Below are 17,612 nucleotides of genomic sequence, written 5' to 3' on the forward strand. Positions count from 1 at the left end.
TACGAAGGCTCAGTTCGGCCAGAAGCCGGTGGCTTCGCACATGTCCCAATGATCGGCCGCGCCGAACTTGCATGCCGCCTCGGCGTCACCCGAGCAGAGCTTCACTTCGCGCTGATAGCGCTTGTAGCAGCTCTCGGGCCGGGTGGGCGCCATGGGCGGCTTGGCCGCCGAGGCAAGTACCGCTGGCTTGGCCTGTTTTGGGACAGTGGTCACGCCCCGCGCCTCGGCCGGCGTCTCCAGTCCACGCGGCTTGCCTCCAAAGGCGAGCGGCCACCCCAGATAGATGGCGAGCATCACGCTCACCAGAATCATCGCATTGCGCACGAATTCCCCCCCGGAAATACGTTTCCCCGACTCGGGGAAGTTACCGTTAACCGGGGGGCAATTCCAGTGGTCTCAGCTCTCCGGAAGGAAATCCGGAACGCTCAGATAGCGCTCGCCTGTATCATAATTGAACCCGAGCACCCGGCTGCCCTCCGGCAGGTCGGGAAGCTTCTGGAGAATCGCCGCCAGGGTTGCGCCCGAGGAGATGCCGACCAGCATGCCTTCCTCGCGTGCCGCGCGGCGGGCCATGTCCTTGGCGATGCCGGCATCGACCTTGATCACGCCGTCGATCGCATCGGTATGGAGATTGCGCGGCACGAAGCCCGCGCCGATGCCCTGGATCGGGTGCGGGCCGGGCTGGCCGCCCGAAATCACCGGCGAGAGCTCGGGCTCCACCGCATAGACCTTGAGGTTCGGCCAAGCCTTCTTCAGCGTTTCGGCAACCCCGGTGATGTGGCCGCCGGTGCCGACGCCGGTGATCACCACGTCGATCGGCGCATCGGCGAAGTCGTTGAGGATCTCCTGCGCCGTGGTCTTCACGTGCACATCGATGTTCGCCGGGTTCTCGAACTGCTGCGGCATCCAGGCGCCGGGCGTCGTCTCGACGATCTCCATCGCCCGCTCGATCGCACCCTTCATGCCCTTTTCACGCGGGGTGAGGTCGAAGGTGGCACCATAGGCGAGCATCAGGCGGCGGCGCTCCACCGACATGCTTTCCGGCATGACCAGAACGAGCTTGTAGCCCTTTACCGCGGCGACCATTGCCAGGCCGACGCCGGTGTTGCCGCTGGTCGGCTCGACGATCGTGCCACCCGGCTGCAGGCTGCCGTCACGCTCGGCCGCCTCGATCATGGCCAGCGCGATGCGGTCCTTGATCGAGCCGCCCGGATTCGAGCGCTCGGACTTCACCCAGACCTCGGAGCCCGGGAACAGCTTCTGGACGCGGATATGCGGCGTGTTGCCGATCGTCTCGAGGATCGTATTGGCCTTCATGTGGTCATCTCCTTGGGAGGAATCTCGAGATTGGTGGGGGGATCGAACGTGCGAGCCCGCCTGAGTTCCGGAAATAGCTTGGCCCATGCCAGTGTGACAAGGATGGCTCCGACGCCGCCGCCCACAACCGCGGCGACCGGGCCGATCAGCGCGGCGAGGAAGCCCGACTCGGCCTCGCCCAGCTCGTTCGATCCGGAGATGAACAGCGTCGAGACCGCGCCGACGCGGCCGCGCATCTCGTCCGGCGTGTAGAGCTGGATCAGCGACTGGCGGACATAGACCGACACCATGTCCGCTGCGCCGAGCACGAACAGCGCGAACAGCGCCACCAGCACGGCGGGCGCCGTGTCATGCCCGATCGCGCTGGGCCCGAGCGCTGGCACCAGCAGCGGCGAGGACAGGCCGAAGATCACCGTCGCCACGCCGAACAGGGCCACCGCGAGCAGCATCTTCACCCCGACATCGCTCTTCAGCGGCCGCCACGAGAAGAACACCGCAGTCACCACCGCGCCGATCGCCGGGGCGGCGCGCAGATGGCCGAGCCCGCCGGCACCGACCTGAAGGATGTCGCGGGCATAGACTGGCAGCATCGCGGTCGCGCCGCCGAGCAGCACGGCGAACAGGTCCAGCGAGATGGCGCCGAGCACTAGGCGATTGCGGCGGACATAATGGAGCCCGTCGACCATTTGCGCCCAGGGGCTGCCGCTGAACTTGGCCGCGCTCCGCGGCACCGGGCCGATCAGCATGAGCAACACGAAGGACAGCAGGAACAGGCCGCCCGCCACCGCATAGGAGAGCCAGTCGGCGGCCGCGTAGAGATAACCGCCCATGGCCGGGCCGATCACCGTGCCGATCTGCCAGGAGAGCGAACTCAGCGCGATCGCGGTGGGCAGGATCGCCTTTGGCACGAGGTTGGGCGAGAGCGCGCTCAGCGCCGGGCTGGCGAACGCACGGGCCACGCCGAGCAGCGCCGCAATGCCGAACAACCAAGGCAGGGTGATCGCGTTGGTGTAGGTGAGCACGCCGAGGCTGATCGCGCAGAATGCTTCGAGCGCCACGGCTGCACGGGCGATCCAGCGCCGGTCGAGCCGGTCCGCGACCCAGCCGGCGAAGAGCGACAGGAACAGGAGCGGCAGGAACTGGGCGACACCGATCAGGCCGAGCTGGAACGCCGCTTCCTTCACCGTCATCGTGCGGCGGGCGATGTCATAGACCTGCCAGCCGATGACGATCACCATCGCCATCTGGGCAAGTGTCGTCGAAAGTCGGGCCAGGAAATAATAGCGGAAATTGGGAACGGCGAACGGGTGCTTTGCTTCGGCGGCCATGGCACTGCCTGTAGGCGCTTCCCGGACGCTATCGCAACGAGCGATTGCGTCGCGGCAGCCCAAACAAAGGTATTAGGCGGATCAGCGCAGCTTCGCGGGCTGGACGTCCTCCGTCTCGGCGGCGCGCGGGTTTCGGATCGCGGGGCGCAGCCGGGCGAGGCTGCACAGGCCGGCAATGGCGGCGAGGCCCGCCGAGACCAGCGGCGGTGTCATGCCGCCACCGATGCCGAGCGCCAGCAAGGCCGCTACCAGCGTGGCGCCGGTGGTCTGGCCGACCATCCGGGTGGTCGAGACGAGCCCGCCCGCGGCCGCGGCACGGTCGATCGGTGCGGAGCCGATGATCAGCCGAGCATTGGGCGACAGGAACATGCCGAACCCCGCGCCGGTCAGCGACATGCGCCAGGCAATGTCGAACCAGCTCGGATCGACGGGAAGGAAGGCAAGGAAGAGCAGGCCGGCGACTGCGATGACCATGCCGATGCCACCCAATGCCCCAGCGGGATAGCGATCGGACAGCGAGCCGGCGAGGGGCGCGACGATCATCGTGGTCAACGGCCAGGGCGCTATCACCGCGCCGACTTCGGACGGCGAGAAGCCATAGCCGTGCTGCAGGCGGAAGGGCAGCGAAAGCAGCAGCGTCATCGTCGCGATGAAGGCGGTGTAAGCGCCAATGACGGATAGGGCGAGCACGGGCCGGGTCAGCAGGTCGACCGGCAGGATCGGCTTGGGCTCGCGCATCTCGCGCCGGACGAACAGCACCCCGATCGCCGCGCCGGCGAGCACCACGGCGCCGGAGACGACGGGGCTGTCGCCATGCACGCTGCTCTCCAGCCCGCCGATCACCAGCCCGAACATGCCGGCGCAGAGCAGGGCGCCGAACACGTCGAATGGTTCGTTGCGCGCCTGATTGTCCGGCAAGGCGCGGCCGAGCAGCAGGCTGGCGATGGCGAAGGGCACCGCCGAGGCGAACACCCAGGGCCAGGGCCCGATCGCCAGCACCAGGCCGCCCAGTGTCGGCGCGAGCGCGGCGGAACTCGACACGACCACCGAATTGATGCCCAGCCCGCGACCGAGATGCTTGGCGGGATAGACCTGGCGGATCAGCGCCGAGGACACGCTGAGTGCCGCCGCCGCGCCGATCGCCTGCGCCGCCCGGACGATGAGCAGGAAGGGCAGGCTCTTGGCGAAGAAGCACAGCACCGTCGCCACGGTGAAGACCAGCTGGCCGGCCTGGTACATCCGCTTGAGGCCGATCCGCTCGCCCAGCCCGGCAAGGGGCAGGAGCAGCATGACCAGCATCAGCTGGTAGACGGTGACCACCGAGACCGCAGCCGAGCTGTCGACGTGCAGGTCCCGGGCAATGGTGGGCAGGGCCACCGTGGCGATCGCGCCGTCGATCACCACCAGCGCCGAGCCGAACGAAATCGCGGCGATGGCGAGGGTGCGGCGGGGCTGGGGCAGGCCGTCGGTCATGCCGGGCTCAGTGCCCGAAGCGGCCCACGGGTTCCAGTGGGAACCTGTGCCGCCTCCGAACGGTTCTTTCACTATCGAAACCAACAGCTTGGAGAGTGAAGATGGGCAAGGGAATCCTGTTGTGGCTGCTGGGTATTCCGATCCCGATCATCCTGCTGATCCTCATCTTCTGGCACTGAGCCGGTCAGGCGGCCTCCGCCTCTCCCGGGCCGGACCGGTTCGCATTCACGAAACTCGGTCCTTCGAAGATCAGCTCGCGTATCTCCCAGGCATCGGCGACGTAGCGATGGTCCGGCTTGCCGGGGCAGGCTCCGTCGTCGTTGACCGGCAACTGGCTGAGCAGCGGAAGGATCTCCGCCGCCTCGCCTTCGATCCGCTCGCGGATGCGCGCCATCAGCCAGCGGATCGAGCGGGCATAGGTCTCCCACTGGTCCTCGCCCGGAAGCCCGTGCCAGCGGGTGATGTGCTCCCGGAAATCGGCGACCAGCGCGGCAGTCTCGGCGCTGGCCCGGCTCGCCGCCTGCGCCACGTCGCCGCCGACGCCGTCCATCAGCGGGCCATAGACCTGGCCCTCCATCTTGGCGAAATGCATCATCAGGTCGCGGGTGAACACCCAACGACGGAATCCAAGCCCCTCGACACTCGCCGGCCGCGGACCAGAGACCAGCGTCTCGAGCGCATCGGCATTGGCGAGAATATGGGCGTGCTGTCTCAGCACGCGCTCAACGGGCATTACGCGACTCCTCATACCCCCATTATGGCGTGATTATGCCTGTAACCGGGGTGATTGGCCGCTCCGGAGCTACCCCAATCGGGGAAGCTACGGAGGCCCCGCCGCAACGACGACGGGGCCTCGCGATCGCTTAGCGGCAGCGGACCTGGTCGCGGTCCACCGAACTGCCGAGCGCACCGCCGGCGATCGCGCCGAGCAGCGTGCCCACGGTCTTGGAGCGTCCGCCGGCGATGACGTTGCCGAACAGGCCGCCGGCAGCGGCGCCGACGATCAGGCCGGTCGTGCCGTCCGAGCGCTTGCAATAATATTTGCCGTCATTGCCGCGATAGATGCGGTCGTCCTGAGCGAGGACGCGGTCCTGATAGCCCGGGGGCGGGGCACGATAGTCGCGCGACGCGTCATAGAATTCGTCGTCGCGCGGATCATAGCCATAGCCGCCGCGCGGCGGGGGCGGCGGCGCGACCGGGCGGGCCCTGTAGGCGCGATAGCGCTCGATCGCCTGCTGGAACTGGTCGTACTCGCGCTCGAACCGCTGCTGCGCGGCATCGAAGCGCGCTTCCTCGTCCTGCCCATAGATGGGCGCGCGCTGGGCCATCGCCGGCGAGGCGACCGCCAGGCTGGCCGCGGCTGCCGCGACGAGGGTTATCAGATGCTTCATGATCAATTCTCCTTCCCGAAGGCCCATACGGCCAGGGGCATCGAAACGTTCCGGACATGCGCGTGAAGCCGGGCTGAACGGACGGTGCCGATACGACGGACCCGTAATGAAGTGCGGTGGATTGTGCCAGCGAGGCGCGGAAGTTCACTAAGTTCACGACGTCTACGCGCGAGAACAGGCGCAACCCGTCGGGCGCTCGAGAGCCCGCAGTGCGGACGGCAAGAAGCGTCGCATGGCGGGTGCATGCGCGATTGCTCGGCGATCTCGAGACCATGGACTGGTCGCTGACCGGGATCGACGGCAAGCATCTCTGGTGAAGGCTTTCGCATCCACCAGTCTATGCGAAACGATTTCCTACATTGGAAGCCCGATGCGATGCCTCAGCGGGTGCATTGCTTCCGGAGAAACTCGGACGCTTGCTGGAAGGCCGGCGCGAGGCCCGTCTGATTGAACCGGAACTTCGTCCGCAGCGCCGTGTCACGGTGTTCCAGGTCCATCTCGTAGAGATCGGAGGAGGAAACCTTGGTCACGTCGCTCCAGTCGAGGACATAGGTCTTTGCCGGCTTGGTGTTGGCGATCAGAAGCACCTCGGGGGTGGCGAATTCGGTCACGCAGCGCCGCAGCGTCCGGCTGCCAGTGGCCCGGCGGCTGATGAGCCAGGTCTTCTTGACGTCGTCACGCGCTACGACGATCTCGACCCGCATCTGGGCATAGTCGAACCTGTCCAGGCTCGCCTGCACCGCTTCGACGGTCGGCTCCTGATCCTGCGCCACGGCGGGCGATGCAAGGAGCAAGGCCGGAACGGCAAGCAGCGGCGTGCAGCGGATCATGGAAATTCCCCCTTTGTTTCCACGCTATCATGGCCGGCACGACTTGCCAGCGGCTGAATGACGATTGGAAGCCGGACGCCGCTGTGCTGAAACCGGCGCATGAACTTCATGCAGTTCCTCAAGTCGCTCGACGACCTGCTCTACGAGATCATCACCTGGCTGGTCTTCTATCCGGTGACGTTGTGGCGGACGATCCGGCGGCCCTTCGCGATGATGGCCTATGCCGATAGCGAGCTGGAGGACGCGGCGGAGCAGCAATATCCCGATGTGCTGAGCCCGCCGCTGTTCCTGCTGCTGACCTTGCTGCTCAGCCACACCATCGAGCTGGCCCTGGTCGGGCAGAGCGACCTGATCGCGGAGAAGCGAGGGCTGGCCGGGCTGATCAGCGACGATACCAGCCTGTTGCTAGTGCGACTGCTGTTCTTCGCCGTCTTCCCGCTGATCATGTCGGTGGCGCTTCTGCGCCGGCGCCGGGACAAGCTGACCCGCGACAGCCTGAAGCCGCTCTTCTACGCGCAATGCTATCCTGCCGGCGTGTTCGCGCTGGTGCTGGGCGTCGGATCGCTGGCGACGCAGATGCACGGTAACCCGCTGTTCCGCATCGCGGGCCTGTGGATCCTGCTCGCGGCCTTTCTCTGGTACGGCACGCTGCAGACCTTCTGGTTCGTGCGGATGCTGGGTACCTCGCGGCTCCGCGGTTTCGGCATCGCCACCATGACGATGCTCGAGAGCCTGCTGGTCTTCGTGCTGCTGGCGGCGCTGCTCGCCTAGAAGCCGCCGCCGCCGCGCCAGTCGCCCGCGTCGCAGCGGCCGGTGAAGCTGGTCGCTGCGCGGATACGGATGATGCCCGAGCGGCGATCGATCTCGAAGCGGGGCTTGTTGAGCCCGTTCATCCGATATTCGCCGGTGATGCGATCGGCGGTGACGACCAGGTTCTGGATGTCCCACCAGCCATTGTCGCCGCCCGAATGGATCGGCGAGACCAGCTTGCCTTCGGGCCGGATGCGGCCGCGGCCATGCCAGATCTCGATCTGCAGGTCCGATGCGAAGCCGTCGCGGCCGAGCGTGGTGCCGAATTGCGGTTCGAAGCGATGGCTGCGGCTGTTGTAGACATAGCCCGACTGGTATTGCGCGGCGGGTGTGCTCCCGCCGCCGAAGCAGACGAGGGTGATCGAGGGGCCAAACCGATCGCCGCGATCGGGGCCGGGGCCGTCAGGACGGCCCGGAGGCGGGCCGGCATCGGCAGGCGAGGGCGCTCCCGGACGGCAATTCTGTTCCGGCACGCGCTGGATCGCCGAATAGCGCCCTTCGCTGGTCGCGACCTGGATGCACTGGCGCTGCCGGTCGCTCCACCATAGCGACCATTTCGTGGTGCCCACCGTGTTGACGGTGACGAAGCTGTAGCCGCGCGCCTGGAGCTGGGTCTCGCCGCCCGCACCGCGCGCGCCGACCAGATCGGCGATATCCGACGGGGTCGACTGGGCGAAGGCTGGGCCGGAAAGGATCGTGGCGGCCAGCAGGGCCGTGGGGAGTGCAAAACGCATGTTCCGATCCTTTCGCAGTCGTTTCGGATACGTTGCTATCATGCGGCGATTGCAGAAACGAGGCAGGTTTCCGGTTGCGGGCGCGTTTACCGGCCCGCGGCCTTCACAAAGCCTAAAGGGTCGCCCGATTAGGACCATTTCAGGCATAAAATATCTCGGGCGATGTGAATGGGTGGCAGATTGGGCGGAGCGGCCAAGGCGGTCGGCGTTGGTGGCGCCGCTGCACCTTTCATGCGCCGGAATGGCCCCGATCCGCTGGCCGCGGAGCATCTGCGCCTGTTCCGCAACTATGAGGCGATGGACCTGGGCTGGTTCTGGGCCACCGACGCAGAGGGCCGTATCGCCTATATCAGCGAAGGCGCGGCGCGCTCGCTCGGCGTGACCGGCGACGCGCTGATCGGCCGCGACCTGATCTCGCTGTTCAAGAACGCCAATGAAGAGGCCGATGTCGAGCGGCGGCGGACCATGCCGTTCCAGATGGCGCGCCAGGCCCGGTTCGATGCAATCCCGCTGCTGGTAGACATCGTCGGCGAGGAGCGCTGGTGGGCGCTTTCCGGCCAGCCCACTCGCGATTCGCGGGGGAGCTTCGGCGGCTATCTCGGCCATAGCGTCGACGTGACCCGGGAGCAGCGGGCAGCGCATGAGAGCAACCGGCTCGCCATGTACGATCCGCTCACCGGCCTGCCCAACCGGCGCCGGATGAGCACCCTGCTCGACAGCACGATAGCGGCCTTCCGCAACCAGCAACGCCCGTGCGCGCTGATGCTGATCGACCTCGACCGCTTCAAGGCGATCAACGACAGCCTGGGCCATCCGGTGGGCGACGCGCTGCTCAAGCAGGTTGCCGAGCGGCTTTCGACCATCGTCGGCAATTCCGAGCAGATCGCCCGGATGGGTGGCGACGAGTTCCAGGTGATCCTGCCCGATGCGCACAACCGGGTGGGCATCTTCGACCTGGCCAACCGGATCATCGAATCGCTCTCCCACCCCTATATGATCAACGGCAGCCGCTGCCTGATCGGCGCCTCGATCGGCATCGCGGTGAGCCCGTTCGACGCCAGCACCAGCGACGAGCTGGTCCGCAACGCCGACCTGGCGCTCTATGCCGCCAAGGGCGCGGGGCGGGGCCGGGCGCGCTTCTTCTCCGCGGACCTGCTCCAGGCAGCAGAGGACCGCCGGCTGCTCGAGCATGACCTGATCGACGCGCTCTCCAAGGGCGAGCTGGCGGTGCACTACCAGCCCATCGTCGGCGCCAGGAGCGAGGAGGTCACCGGCTTCGAGGCGCTGCTGCGCTGGAACCACCCCAAGCGCGGCCGGATCTCGCCGGCGATCTTCATCCCGATCGCCGAGGACGCGAACCTGATCCCGCAGCTGGGCGAATGGACGTTGCGCCAGGCCTGTATCGACGCGGCGAAATGGCCTGGCGAGCTGCGCGTCGCGGTGAACGTCTCCCCGATCCAGTTCGCCAGCGAGGCGCTGCCGGCCATCGTGATGAGCGCGCTCGCCAATTCTGGGCTGGCGCCGGAGCGGCTCGAGCTCGAGATCACCGAGAGCGTGTTCCTCGAGGACGGCTCGGAGACCGATGCCCGCTTCGCCGCGCTCAAGCGGCTCGGCGTGCGCCTGGCCCTCGACGATTTCGGCACCGGCTATTCCTCGCTCGGCTATCTGAAGACCGCGCCGTTCGACAAGATCAAGATCGACCAGAGCTTCGTGCGCGGCACCACCGAGGAGGGCGCGCGCAACCAGGCGATCATCGCGGCGATCGTCGCGCTGGCCAATGCGCTGGGCATGGAGACCACTGCCGAGGGCATCGAGAGCTTCGACCAGCTCGAGACGATGCGGAAACTCAACGTCAGCCACATCCAGGGCTTCCTCTACAGCCGCGCCGTGGCGAGCGAGGAGCTGGCGACCCATTTCAAGGACGGCAAATGGGTGATCCAGCCCCAGGGGCCGGCCCGCCAGCGCCACATCCGCCACACCACCTTCCGCAAGGTGGGGGTGATCCACGACAATCATTACTACCCCGCGGTGCTCAAGAACGTCTCGGCCTCCGGCGCACTGATCGACGGGATCGTCGACGTGCCCGAGGGCACCCAGTTCGTCGTCGACCTGGGCGAGGGGCAGATGGCGGTCGCCACTGTCCGCCGCTCGATGAACCAGCAGCAGGGCATCGAATTCGAGCAGCCGCTGGTCGAGGACGCCAATGGCGTGCTGACCACCCGGCATCGCGTCTCGCCCAAGCTGATCACCGAGGCGGGGCTGCAGCACCAGGGCCACAACCTCGTCGCCAAGACGGGCGAGGGCGGGCTCTCCATGCCGGCCTTCCACACCGTCACCGAGTGGAACGGGATCGAAGTCTAGGGCTGCTTCTCGAGCTTCTCGAGCATCGTCCTCCCATTGTCGTTGCCGGGGTTGAGCTCGAGCGAGCGGCGATATTCGGCGATCGCCCCGGCACGGTCGCCGGTCTCGGCCAGCACTTCGGCCAGGCTGTCATGCGCGTTCCAGCTGTCCGGATGCGCCGCGGCGTTCCAGGCGAAGATGCCCCGTGCAGCCTGCGGGCGGGGCTCCCGCAGCAGGCGATAGCCCCACATGTTCACATGCTCCTCGTTCAGGTGCAGCTCGGGGAAGCGCGCCCTGATCGCGGCGATGGTGCCGGGGACATCGGCATAGTTGCTCTGCTCCAGCGCGGCCTCGAGCGCGGTCAGCCCCTTGGGCGGGCCGAACAGGGCGGCATGGATCGCATTGGCCAGGCCCTGGCCGGTGTTCTGCGCGCCCGAACTGTTGGCCAGCACGACCACGCCGTAGCGCTGGGCCGGATAGAAGTCGCAATAGCTCGAGCAGCCGAGCGTGCCGCCCGAATGGCGCAGGTAACGCTGGCTGTCGGCCGTCTTGCCGATGACCCAGTGGAAGCCGATCTGCCCGGCATCCGGCGCGCCGAACAGCGGCTGCTGGGCAAGTGCTATGGCGGGATCGCTGGCGGCTATCTGGGCCGAGACGTAGCGGGCAAGGTCCGTGGCCGAGTAGCGCAGTCCGCCGGCGGCGCGGATCACCGGCATGTCAAGGGCGGGTCTCGGCGTGCCCTCGGTCGAATAGCCGGTGGCGAGCAGGGCAGGCGGCACCGCTGCCCCGCCGGCGCGCATGCCGAGCGGCTTCTCGATGAAGCGGGCGAGCAGTGCATCATAGGGCACGCCATAGAGCCGCTCGACCACCACCCCCTGCAGCTGCGAGGCAGTGTTGCTGTGCCGGGGCAGATGGCCGGGCACATCGACCAGCTGCGCCGTCTTGAGATCGGCGAGGAAGCTCGGCTGGTCATAGCCCTGGAGCAGCTCCGCCACGGCGAAGGGCAGCTCGGCAGGCGGCAGCTTGGCGAAGCGGGCCATCCAGTCGGGGACATTGTCGGGCAGGGCAGAAGTGGTGGTGACCATGTCGCGCAGCGTCACCGCGCGGCCGTCGCGCACCAGATTGTCATAGCCCGGCGGCAGATGCTTGCGGACATCGTCGGCCAGCGTCGCTCGGCCCTCGTTGATCGCATGGGCGAGGATCAGGCTGGTGAAGGTCTTGGAGATCGAGCCGATCTCATAGACCGTATGTTCGCTGGCCGGCGCTTTGGTCGAAAGGGACATGACGCCGGCATTGTGGAAGCGGGTCCTGCCGTCCCGGATCACCGCTACCGACACGCTCGGCGCCTTGCCGCTCCTTACGAAATCATCGACCAGTGCCTGGACCGGGTCCGGGGCAGTAGCGGCGCGGGCAAGGCCGGGGAGGAGAGCGATGCCGGCGGTTGCGGGCATGGCGGCGAGGATCTGGCGACGGTTCAGGCGTGTTGGCTGCATGTGTTCATCCCTTCACTGCTGACGCTACAGATGTAGCGTCGAGCGTCAAGAGTGTATTGACCAAATAACACACAGGGCGTGACGGCGGCGCGGGAGCGTGGCAGGATGCAGTGCGTTTACGAAATCCGGGCAAGGAGAGAGCGATGCTTGGCCATTCTCGCATCTTGCTGCATTGCAACATGCTCGTCATAGAGAAGGCATGAGTTTGAGTATCGAAGCCGATCCCGCCCCGACGCCCGCCGCCATGCTCCCGCTGCTGTTCGAAGCCGTGGTGCGCCACAAATGCGTGTCGGCGACCTATAACCGCACGCGGATGATCCTGGCCCCGCACATCCTCTACACGCGGCATGACCAGGTGTATGTCGACGCGGTGGTCGTCTCGAAGGAGGGCTTCCTGCCGCGCGAGGAGAAGGTGGGCACCTTCAAGCTCGACGGGCTGAAGGAACTGATCCTGCAGGACCGCGATTTCACCCGCAGCGAACTGTTCGACGCGAGCCTGGAGAAATACCAGGGCGTGACGCTGATCGCGATCGAGGGCTGATGCTTCTTCTTCGCTTAGGTTGACACAGTTCCCGCGAACGCACGTCATCTCGCAACATTCTTGCGCAGTTGAGGCGGGACGGGCGGCGCTCCATTGAGCGCGGCCATGGCGAGGCGGAAGTCGAGCCGGTGCTTTGTCCCGACCTGCTTGCCCTTGTAGTAGCGCGGCGTGGTGATGCCCTTGGTGGCACGTTCCAGTGCCCGGTCGAAGGCGTCGCAATATCCCGATGCGAGGGCGTGATCCCAGGCGGCGGCAAAGCTCTCCGAGCCGGGGCGCTCGCGCAGCTTGTAGGCAGACTGCCGGGTCTTGCCGACGGCGCGGCAGGCATGGCGGACCGATCCCATTGCCAGGAGGGCGGTGATGAAGTCCCGCTGCCGGCGCTCGGTCCAGCCATTGTGATGGACGCGTTCCAGAGGGACGGGGGTGAAGTCGAGAAGGCTGGGGCCGTCGTCTTCGGGCGGATTGTTCGGATCGTCCTGCATCTACCAGGGTAGATCAGACGAAATCCTACATTGGAAGGGGTTTCAGACCCGCTCGACCGGCACGCCGAGTTGGAGCGCGGCGTCGGCCATCGCATGGTCAAGCGTGACGAGGTTGTGTGCGCCTTCCCGTGCAATCGCCAAATGAAGCGCATCGCCGGCGCGGAGACCAAGATCCGGCTGGCTTGCGAAGTTGGCGGCGACATCGAAATGCTCCGGAAGCACCGCCAATGTCGGGAAATTGTGGTTATGCATAGTCTGCCATGCACTCGCCGCCGCGGCACGGAGTTCGAGCGTCAGTGCTCCGGTGCGGACCTTGAGCGATAGCGCGCTCGCGACCTCGGTATGGCTCCAGTCGCTGATGAAGACCGTCCCCGGCTCCATTGCCGCCAGCCAATCGAGGATCGCGGGCGAATGGGGTTCCGCGACCAGCGCCGCTACAACCGCCGAGGTATCGAGGTAATAGCTCAATAGCGTGCGTCGTCGCGCATGCGGCGGACGAACTCCCCAGCGGATTCCTGGGCTGGCATCTGTGCATGCAGCTTGCGAAGCGCCTCGACATCAACCGGTTTCCATTCGCGCTTGACCTGAGCGGGGACGAGCCGCGCGGCGGGCTTGCCGCGCCGGACGATCTCGATGCTCTCGCCAGTCTCCACGCGATCCACAATCTCGCTGAGGCGCGCCTTGGCGTCGGCTAGGTTGATGCGTTCCATGGCAGCGGCGGGCTCCTGACTAGGTTGGTGACCATACACCTTGATCGCGATGGAAATAGCAATATTCCACACGAACGATTCCGCGTTAGCTTGACGCATCGGCGGTCCCCATCAAACTACGCAGACCAAATGGGAGGGGCAGCATGAACCGCATCGAAGTTTCTGGATATATCCAAATAGTAGTTGGCATCATTGGTATTGTGGTGACGATACTCACGGCGCCAGCGATGCTCGATGCAATAGGAAGCATAGCTTCAGGGCAATCATTGCCACATGAGTTCTCGAACGTTAGTGGTATACTTCGAGTTTTCTGCGTAATATTTATACTTATAATTCTGATGACGCTAATCATATTCGGAATGTCAATTACACTATCTTCGTTGCTGAATATTCTTGGTGCCAATCATCCAATGATGGCATCAACATTTTTTATCCTCGGTGTAACCGCTTTTTCCGTAACTGCCACGTTAGGCCTATTCAAAATCCTCCTTTGGATTCCTGGTGTCGTAGGAGCGATTGGCTGTCTGGTTGTTTTTCTGGTCGCATGCTTCGACGATGAGAAAATGGAGAATATCTGGGGAACATTCGGAATATGCATCTTTGTTTTTCTGGCGACGGGATTCGTTACGGTTCTTGCTATGACCTCGACTTCAGATTCTAGTCCCAGTGGAATGACAAACTCGGTTGAACATCTGAATGCGGTCAACAAAATCTAATCGACTCTCACCCCAGCGTCACAAAACTATCCATAACCCGCTTCCGTCCGGCCTGCTCGAAGTCGATCTCCAGCTTGTTGCCTTCGATCTCGGCGATCACGCCGTAGCCGAATTTCTGGTGGAACACGCGCAGCCCCAGCGACAGGTCGTCGCGGGCCTTGGCGCCGAAGCTTACCGCCGACGCGCGGCTTTCGACCACGCGGGCCGGTTCGCGCGAGAACGTCCGCGACGTGAACCCGCCGCCGGGGTTCTTCATGTCGACGCCCGCGGCGCGCTGCCAGCCAGGTCCCCGGCCCGTGCCGCGCGAGACGTCCGCGAAAGGATCGCTGCGCTCGCTCCAGTTGGCCTGCCATAAAGATGCGCCCCCGGTCATCGTGCTTTCGCTCTCGATATGCGCCTCGGGCAGCTCGGCGACGAAGCGGCTCGGGATGGACGAGTTCCACTGGCCGTAGATACGGCGATTGGCGGCGTGGAGGATGAAGGCCTTTCGCCGGGCGCGAGTGATCGCGACATAGGCGAGGCGGCGTTCTTCCTCCAGCGACGCCTGGCCGCCCTCGTCGAGCGCGCGTTGCGACGGGAAGATGCCTTCTTCCCAGCCGACCAGGAACACCGTGTCGAACTCCAGGCCCTTGGCAGCGTGGATCGTCATGATCGTGACCTTGGGCTCGTCGGCATTGGTCTCGTTGTCCATGACGAGGCTGACATGCTCGAGGAAGGCGCCGAGCGTCTCATACTCCTCCATCGCGCGGACGAGCTCGTTGAGGTTCTCGAGGCGCCCGGCGGCCTCGGCGGTGCGGTCGGCCTGCCACATCGCGGTATAGCCGCTCTCATCGAGGACGATGCGGGCGAGGTCCGGGTGCTGGAGGTCGTTGCCCATGCTCCGCCAGCGCGCCATGTCGCCGACGAGATTGCCGAGTGCGCGGCGGGCCTGGGGCGTCAGCTCGTCGGTATCGAGGATGCGCGCTGCCGCCACGGTGAGCGGCACCTGGGCCGCGCGGGCATATTGGTGGACTTTTGCGAGGGCCTTGTCGCCCAGGCCGCGCTTGGGGGTGTTGACGATGCGCTCGAAGGCGAGGTCGTCGGCGGGCTGGGCGATGACGCGGAGATAGGCGACGGCGTCGCGGATCTCCATGCGCTCGTAGAAGCGCTGGCCGCCCAGGATGCGGTGGGGCAGGCCGATCGCGATGAAGCGCTCTTCGAACTCGCGGGTCTGGTGCTGGGCGCGGACGAGGATCGCCATGTCGTCGAACGACTTGCCGCCGCGATTGAGGCCTTCCATCTCCTCGCCGACGCGGCGGGCCTCCTCGGGCCCGTCCCACACGCCGAGCACCTTGACCTTCTCGCCCTCGTCCTTGTCGGTCCACAAAGTCTTGCCCAGGCGGCCGCTATTGTTGGCGATCACGCCCGAGGCGGCGGCGAGGATGTGCGGCGTCGAGCGATAATTCTGCTCGAGCTTGATCACCTTGGCGCCGGGGAAGTCCTTCTCGAACTTAAGGATGTTCTCCACCAGCGCGCCGCGCCAGGAGTAGATCGACTGGTCGTCGTCGCCGACGCAGCAGATGTTCTTGCGTTCCTGGGCGAGCAGCCGCAGCCAGAGATACTGGACGGCGTTGGTGTCCTGATATTCGTCGACCAGGATGTAGCGGAAGCGCTGCTGATAGCTCTCCAGCACGTCGCGGTGGGTCTTGAGGATCACGAGCATGTGGAGGAGCAGGTCGCCGAAATCGCAGGCGTTGAGTGCCTTCAGCCGCTCCTGGTATAGAAAGTAGAGCGCGGCACCGCGGCCGTTCGCATAGCGCTCGGACTCGCCGGCGCCGATCTCGGCGGGCGTCAGGCCCTTGTTCTTCCATTCGTCGATCAGCCCGGCGAGCTGGCGGGCGGGCCAGCGCTTCTCGTCCAGGTCTGCCGCGAGGATCAGCTGCTTGATCAGGCGGAGCTGGTCGTCGGTGTCGAGGATGGTGAAGTTCGATTGCAGGCCCACCAGCTCGGCATGGCGGCGCAGCATCTTGGCGCCGATCGCGTGGAAGGTGCCGAGCCAGGGCATGCCCTCCACCGCGGCGCCGACGAGGCGGCCGACGCGCTCCTTCATCTCGCGCGCCGCCTTGTTGGTGAAGGTGACCGCCAGGATCTCGGACGGGAAGGCGCGGCGGGTCCAGAGCAGATGGGCGAGGCGGGCGGTGAGCGCCGCGGTCTTGCCCGTGCCGGCGCCGGCAAGAACGAGCACCGGCCCCTCGGAGGTGAGCACGGCCTCGCGCTGGGGCGGGTTCAGGCCCTGGAGATAGGGGGCGTTGTTGTCGGTCTCTGCGGGCAGGGTCATGGCGAACAACTAGGGAACGCGCGGGACTGCCGCAAGCTCCCCGCGCATCGCAGGCGGGGCAGGGGTCGACGAAACGGGGCGGCAACATTGGGCTGGCGCCTGAAACAAACCCGCAATATTACTGAATTGCCGTAAACCATGGTTTGACGGCCAAATCCTGCAGCTGGGGGGCTGGGATAATGATGAGTCGGGGAGTGGGTCTGATCGTGGCGGCAGCGGGGGTGATCCTCGCGGGCGGCCAGGCACGCGCGCAGGCGGTGGCGGCTGCGCAGACCGCCTATCTGGTGCTGCGGCCCGAGATTCGGGTGAAGACCGAGGAGCGCACCGCCGGGCTCTGGCTGCGGACCAGCGCCACGGTACGCGGCAGCAACGACAGCTGGCGGGCGGACGAGACCCGCGCGACCTATGCCTTCTCGTTGCAGAAGCAGGTGATCGGCCACACCTGGCTGGGCCTCAGCGCCGTTGCCCAGGCGCCGCGTTTCGATGCAGAGCGCGGGGTGATGCGCGATGCCCGGCACTATGCCGGTGCGCGACTGAGTTTCGAGGCGTCGAGCCATGTCGAGATGGGCGTGGCGTGGCTGCGGCGGCTGCGCGGGCGGGGCTTCGCCAGTGCGCCCGGGGGCAATCGCGGCATCAAGCCTGGACCCAAGGCCTATATGCAGCTGCGCTTCTGACGGTTTGATGCCACCCGGACACGGGCGAGGCAGCGATCGGACGGTTGGCGCATCGACCAACCGTCCCTCACTTGGCGGATCTAGACCGACAGATCGCGGGTGTAGAGCAGGTCCACCCGCGCGAAATGCAGCGGTCCGGGCGCGGGCGGCGGCGGCGGATTGTCGGTGCCGCCTTCCTCAGGGTTGCCGACCTCGTCGCAATTATCCTCGGGGTTCGGCGGCGGCGCGTCCGGGCTGAGTTCCGGCAGGCATTCCTGGGCAATCGCAACGGACGGCAGTATCGCGGAACCCGCGAGAGCGAGCGTTGCGCAAGCGGCGAGCAATGAAATTTCCTTCATTCGTGTCTCCTTGCCAGCATCAGGCGATCGATTTTTCCGTTGCGGATCCGGTTTTTGTCAAACCGAACAACAATCTAATCGGTGCTAAATCGTCGGCGCGGACCGGAGCGCCAATCGC

The 17,612-nt window shown here is 65.9% G+C and carries 19 protein-coding genes; 5 read left to right on the plus strand and 14 right to left on the minus strand.

Features of this window, described 5'->3' with window-relative positions; all coding sequences use genetic code 11:
- Positions 1-9: 9 nt before the first annotated feature.
- From GGR46_RS07035 to GGR46_RS07065, 7 genes are all read right to left on the minus strand, one after another.
- Positions 10-324: a hypothetical protein gene (locus GGR46_RS07035; RefSeq protein ID WP_183995854.1), complete on the minus strand. Its 315-nt coding sequence runs from the start codon at positions 322-324 to the stop codon at positions 10-12.
- Between the two features lie 72 nt (positions 325-396).
- Entirely contained in the window at positions 397-1,317 is a 921-nt protein-coding gene (cysK, locus tag GGR46_RS07040) for a cysteine synthase A (RefSeq protein ID WP_183995856.1), read from the minus strand.
- Complete coding sequence (locus GGR46_RS07045) at positions 1,314-2,645, minus strand: MFS transporter (RefSeq protein ID WP_183995858.1); 1,332 nt, start codon at positions 2,643-2,645, stop codon at positions 1,314-1,316. Before GGR46_RS07045 ends, cysK begins: the two co-directional genes overlap by 4 nt.
- Before the next feature lie 81 nt (positions 2,646-2,726).
- Positions 2,727-4,118 (minus strand): MFS transporter, encoded by a 1,392-nt coding sequence (locus GGR46_RS07050; protein ID WP_183995860.1) that lies wholly within the window; start codon positions 4,116-4,118, stop codon positions 2,727-2,729.
- A 184-nt stretch (positions 4,119-4,302) separates the two neighbouring features.
- On the minus strand, positions 4,303-4,851 hold the full coding sequence (locus GGR46_RS07055) for a hemerythrin domain-containing protein (RefSeq protein ID WP_183995862.1): 549 nt from the start codon (positions 4,849-4,851) through the stop codon (positions 4,303-4,305).
- Positions 4,852-4,981: 130 nt separating this feature from the next.
- Positions 4,982-5,509, minus strand: coding sequence for a glycine zipper 2TM domain-containing protein (locus GGR46_RS07060; RefSeq protein ID WP_183995864.1), 528 nt, complete (start codon positions 5,507-5,509; stop codon positions 4,982-4,984).
- Positions 5,510-5,889: 380 nt separating this feature from the next.
- Positions 5,890-6,339, minus strand: coding sequence for a hypothetical protein (locus GGR46_RS07065; RefSeq protein WP_183995866.1), 450 nt, complete (start codon positions 6,337-6,339; stop codon positions 5,890-5,892).
- A 99-nt stretch (positions 6,340-6,438) separates the two neighbouring features.
- Between GGR46_RS07065 and GGR46_RS07070 the strand changes: the two genes are divergently transcribed.
- Positions 6,439-7,110 (plus strand): hypothetical protein, encoded by a 672-nt coding sequence (locus tag GGR46_RS07070; protein WP_183995868.1) that lies wholly within the window; start codon positions 6,439-6,441, stop codon positions 7,108-7,110.
- Here the strand turns inward: GGR46_RS07070 and GGR46_RS07075 are convergent.
- Entirely contained in the window at positions 7,107-7,883 is a 777-nt protein-coding gene (locus GGR46_RS07075) for a hypothetical protein (RefSeq protein ID WP_246425909.1), read from the minus strand. The genes GGR46_RS07070 and GGR46_RS07075 overlap by 4 nt on opposite strands.
- A gap of 231 nt (positions 7,884-8,114) precedes the next feature.
- On the opposite strand from GGR46_RS07075, the gene GGR46_RS07080 reads away from it, so the two are divergent.
- A complete protein-coding gene (locus GGR46_RS07080) occupies positions 8,115-10,244 on the plus strand; it encodes a putative bifunctional diguanylate cyclase/phosphodiesterase (protein ID WP_246425910.1) in 2,130 nt (709 codons plus the stop codon).
- Here the strand turns inward: GGR46_RS07080 and GGR46_RS07085 are convergent.
- On the minus strand, positions 10,241-11,716 hold the full coding sequence (locus GGR46_RS07085; protein WP_183995874.1) for a serine hydrolase domain-containing protein: 1,476 nt from the start codon (positions 11,714-11,716) through the stop codon (positions 10,241-10,243). The two genes, GGR46_RS07080 and GGR46_RS07085, sit on opposite strands and share 4 nt — an antisense overlap.
- A gap of 199 nt (positions 11,717-11,915) precedes the next feature.
- Here GGR46_RS07085 and GGR46_RS07090 point away from each other — a divergent pair, with 199 nt between their 5' ends.
- Positions 11,916-12,257 (plus strand): WYL domain-containing protein, encoded by a 342-nt coding sequence (locus GGR46_RS07090; protein WP_183995876.1) that lies wholly within the window; start codon positions 11,916-11,918, stop codon positions 12,255-12,257.
- A 44-nt stretch (positions 12,258-12,301) separates the two neighbouring features.
- Here GGR46_RS07090 and GGR46_RS07095 read toward each other — a convergent pair whose 3' ends face one another.
- Genes GGR46_RS07095 through GGR46_RS07105 form a run of 3 tightly spaced genes read right to left on the minus strand, consistent with a single transcriptional unit; the run spans position 12,302 to position 13,548 of the window.
- Entirely contained in the window at positions 12,302-12,739 is a 438-nt protein-coding gene (locus tag GGR46_RS07095) for a hypothetical protein (protein WP_183995878.1), read from the minus strand.
- 42 nt (positions 12,740-12,781) lie between these two features.
- Positions 12,782-13,207: a type II toxin-antitoxin system VapC family toxin gene (locus GGR46_RS07100; RefSeq protein WP_183995879.1), complete on the minus strand. Its 426-nt coding sequence runs from the start codon at positions 13,205-13,207 to the stop codon at positions 12,782-12,784.
- Entirely contained in the window at positions 13,204-13,548 is a 345-nt protein-coding gene (locus GGR46_RS07105) for a type II toxin-antitoxin system Phd/YefM family antitoxin (RefSeq protein WP_246425911.1), read from the minus strand. The genes GGR46_RS07100 and GGR46_RS07105 overlap by 4 nt, the downstream gene beginning before the upstream one ends.
- Positions 13,549-13,592: 44 nt before the next feature.
- Between GGR46_RS07105 and GGR46_RS07110 the strand changes: the two genes are divergently transcribed.
- A complete protein-coding gene (locus GGR46_RS07110; RefSeq protein WP_183995881.1) occupies positions 13,593-14,165 on the plus strand; it encodes a hypothetical protein in 573 nt (190 codons plus the stop codon).
- A 7-nt stretch (positions 14,166-14,172) separates the two neighbouring features.
- On the opposite strand, the gene GGR46_RS07115 is transcribed toward GGR46_RS07110, so the two are convergent.
- On the minus strand, positions 14,173-16,482 hold the full coding sequence (locus GGR46_RS07115) for an ATP-dependent helicase (protein ID WP_183995883.1): 2,310 nt from the start codon (positions 16,480-16,482) through the stop codon (positions 14,173-14,175).
- Between the two features lie 194 nt (positions 16,483-16,676).
- Between GGR46_RS07115 and GGR46_RS07120 the strand changes: the two genes are divergently transcribed.
- The gene (locus tag GGR46_RS07120; protein WP_221262574.1) at positions 16,677-17,156 is read left to right on the plus strand and encodes a hypothetical protein; all 480 of its coding nucleotides are present in this window, start codon (positions 16,677-16,679) and stop codon (positions 17,154-17,156) included.
- 80 nt (positions 17,157-17,236) lie between these two features.
- On the opposite strand, the gene GGR46_RS07125 is transcribed toward GGR46_RS07120, so the two are convergent.
- Complete coding sequence (locus tag GGR46_RS07125) at positions 17,237-17,494, minus strand: hypothetical protein (RefSeq protein WP_183995887.1); 258 nt, start codon at positions 17,492-17,494, stop codon at positions 17,237-17,239.
- Positions 17,495-17,612 lie beyond the last annotated feature (118 nt).

The organism is Sphingomonas kyeonggiensis, from assembly GCF_014196745.1.
GTDB lineage: Bacteria > Pseudomonadota > Alphaproteobacteria > Sphingomonadales > Sphingomonadaceae > Sphingomonas > Sphingomonas kyeonggiensis.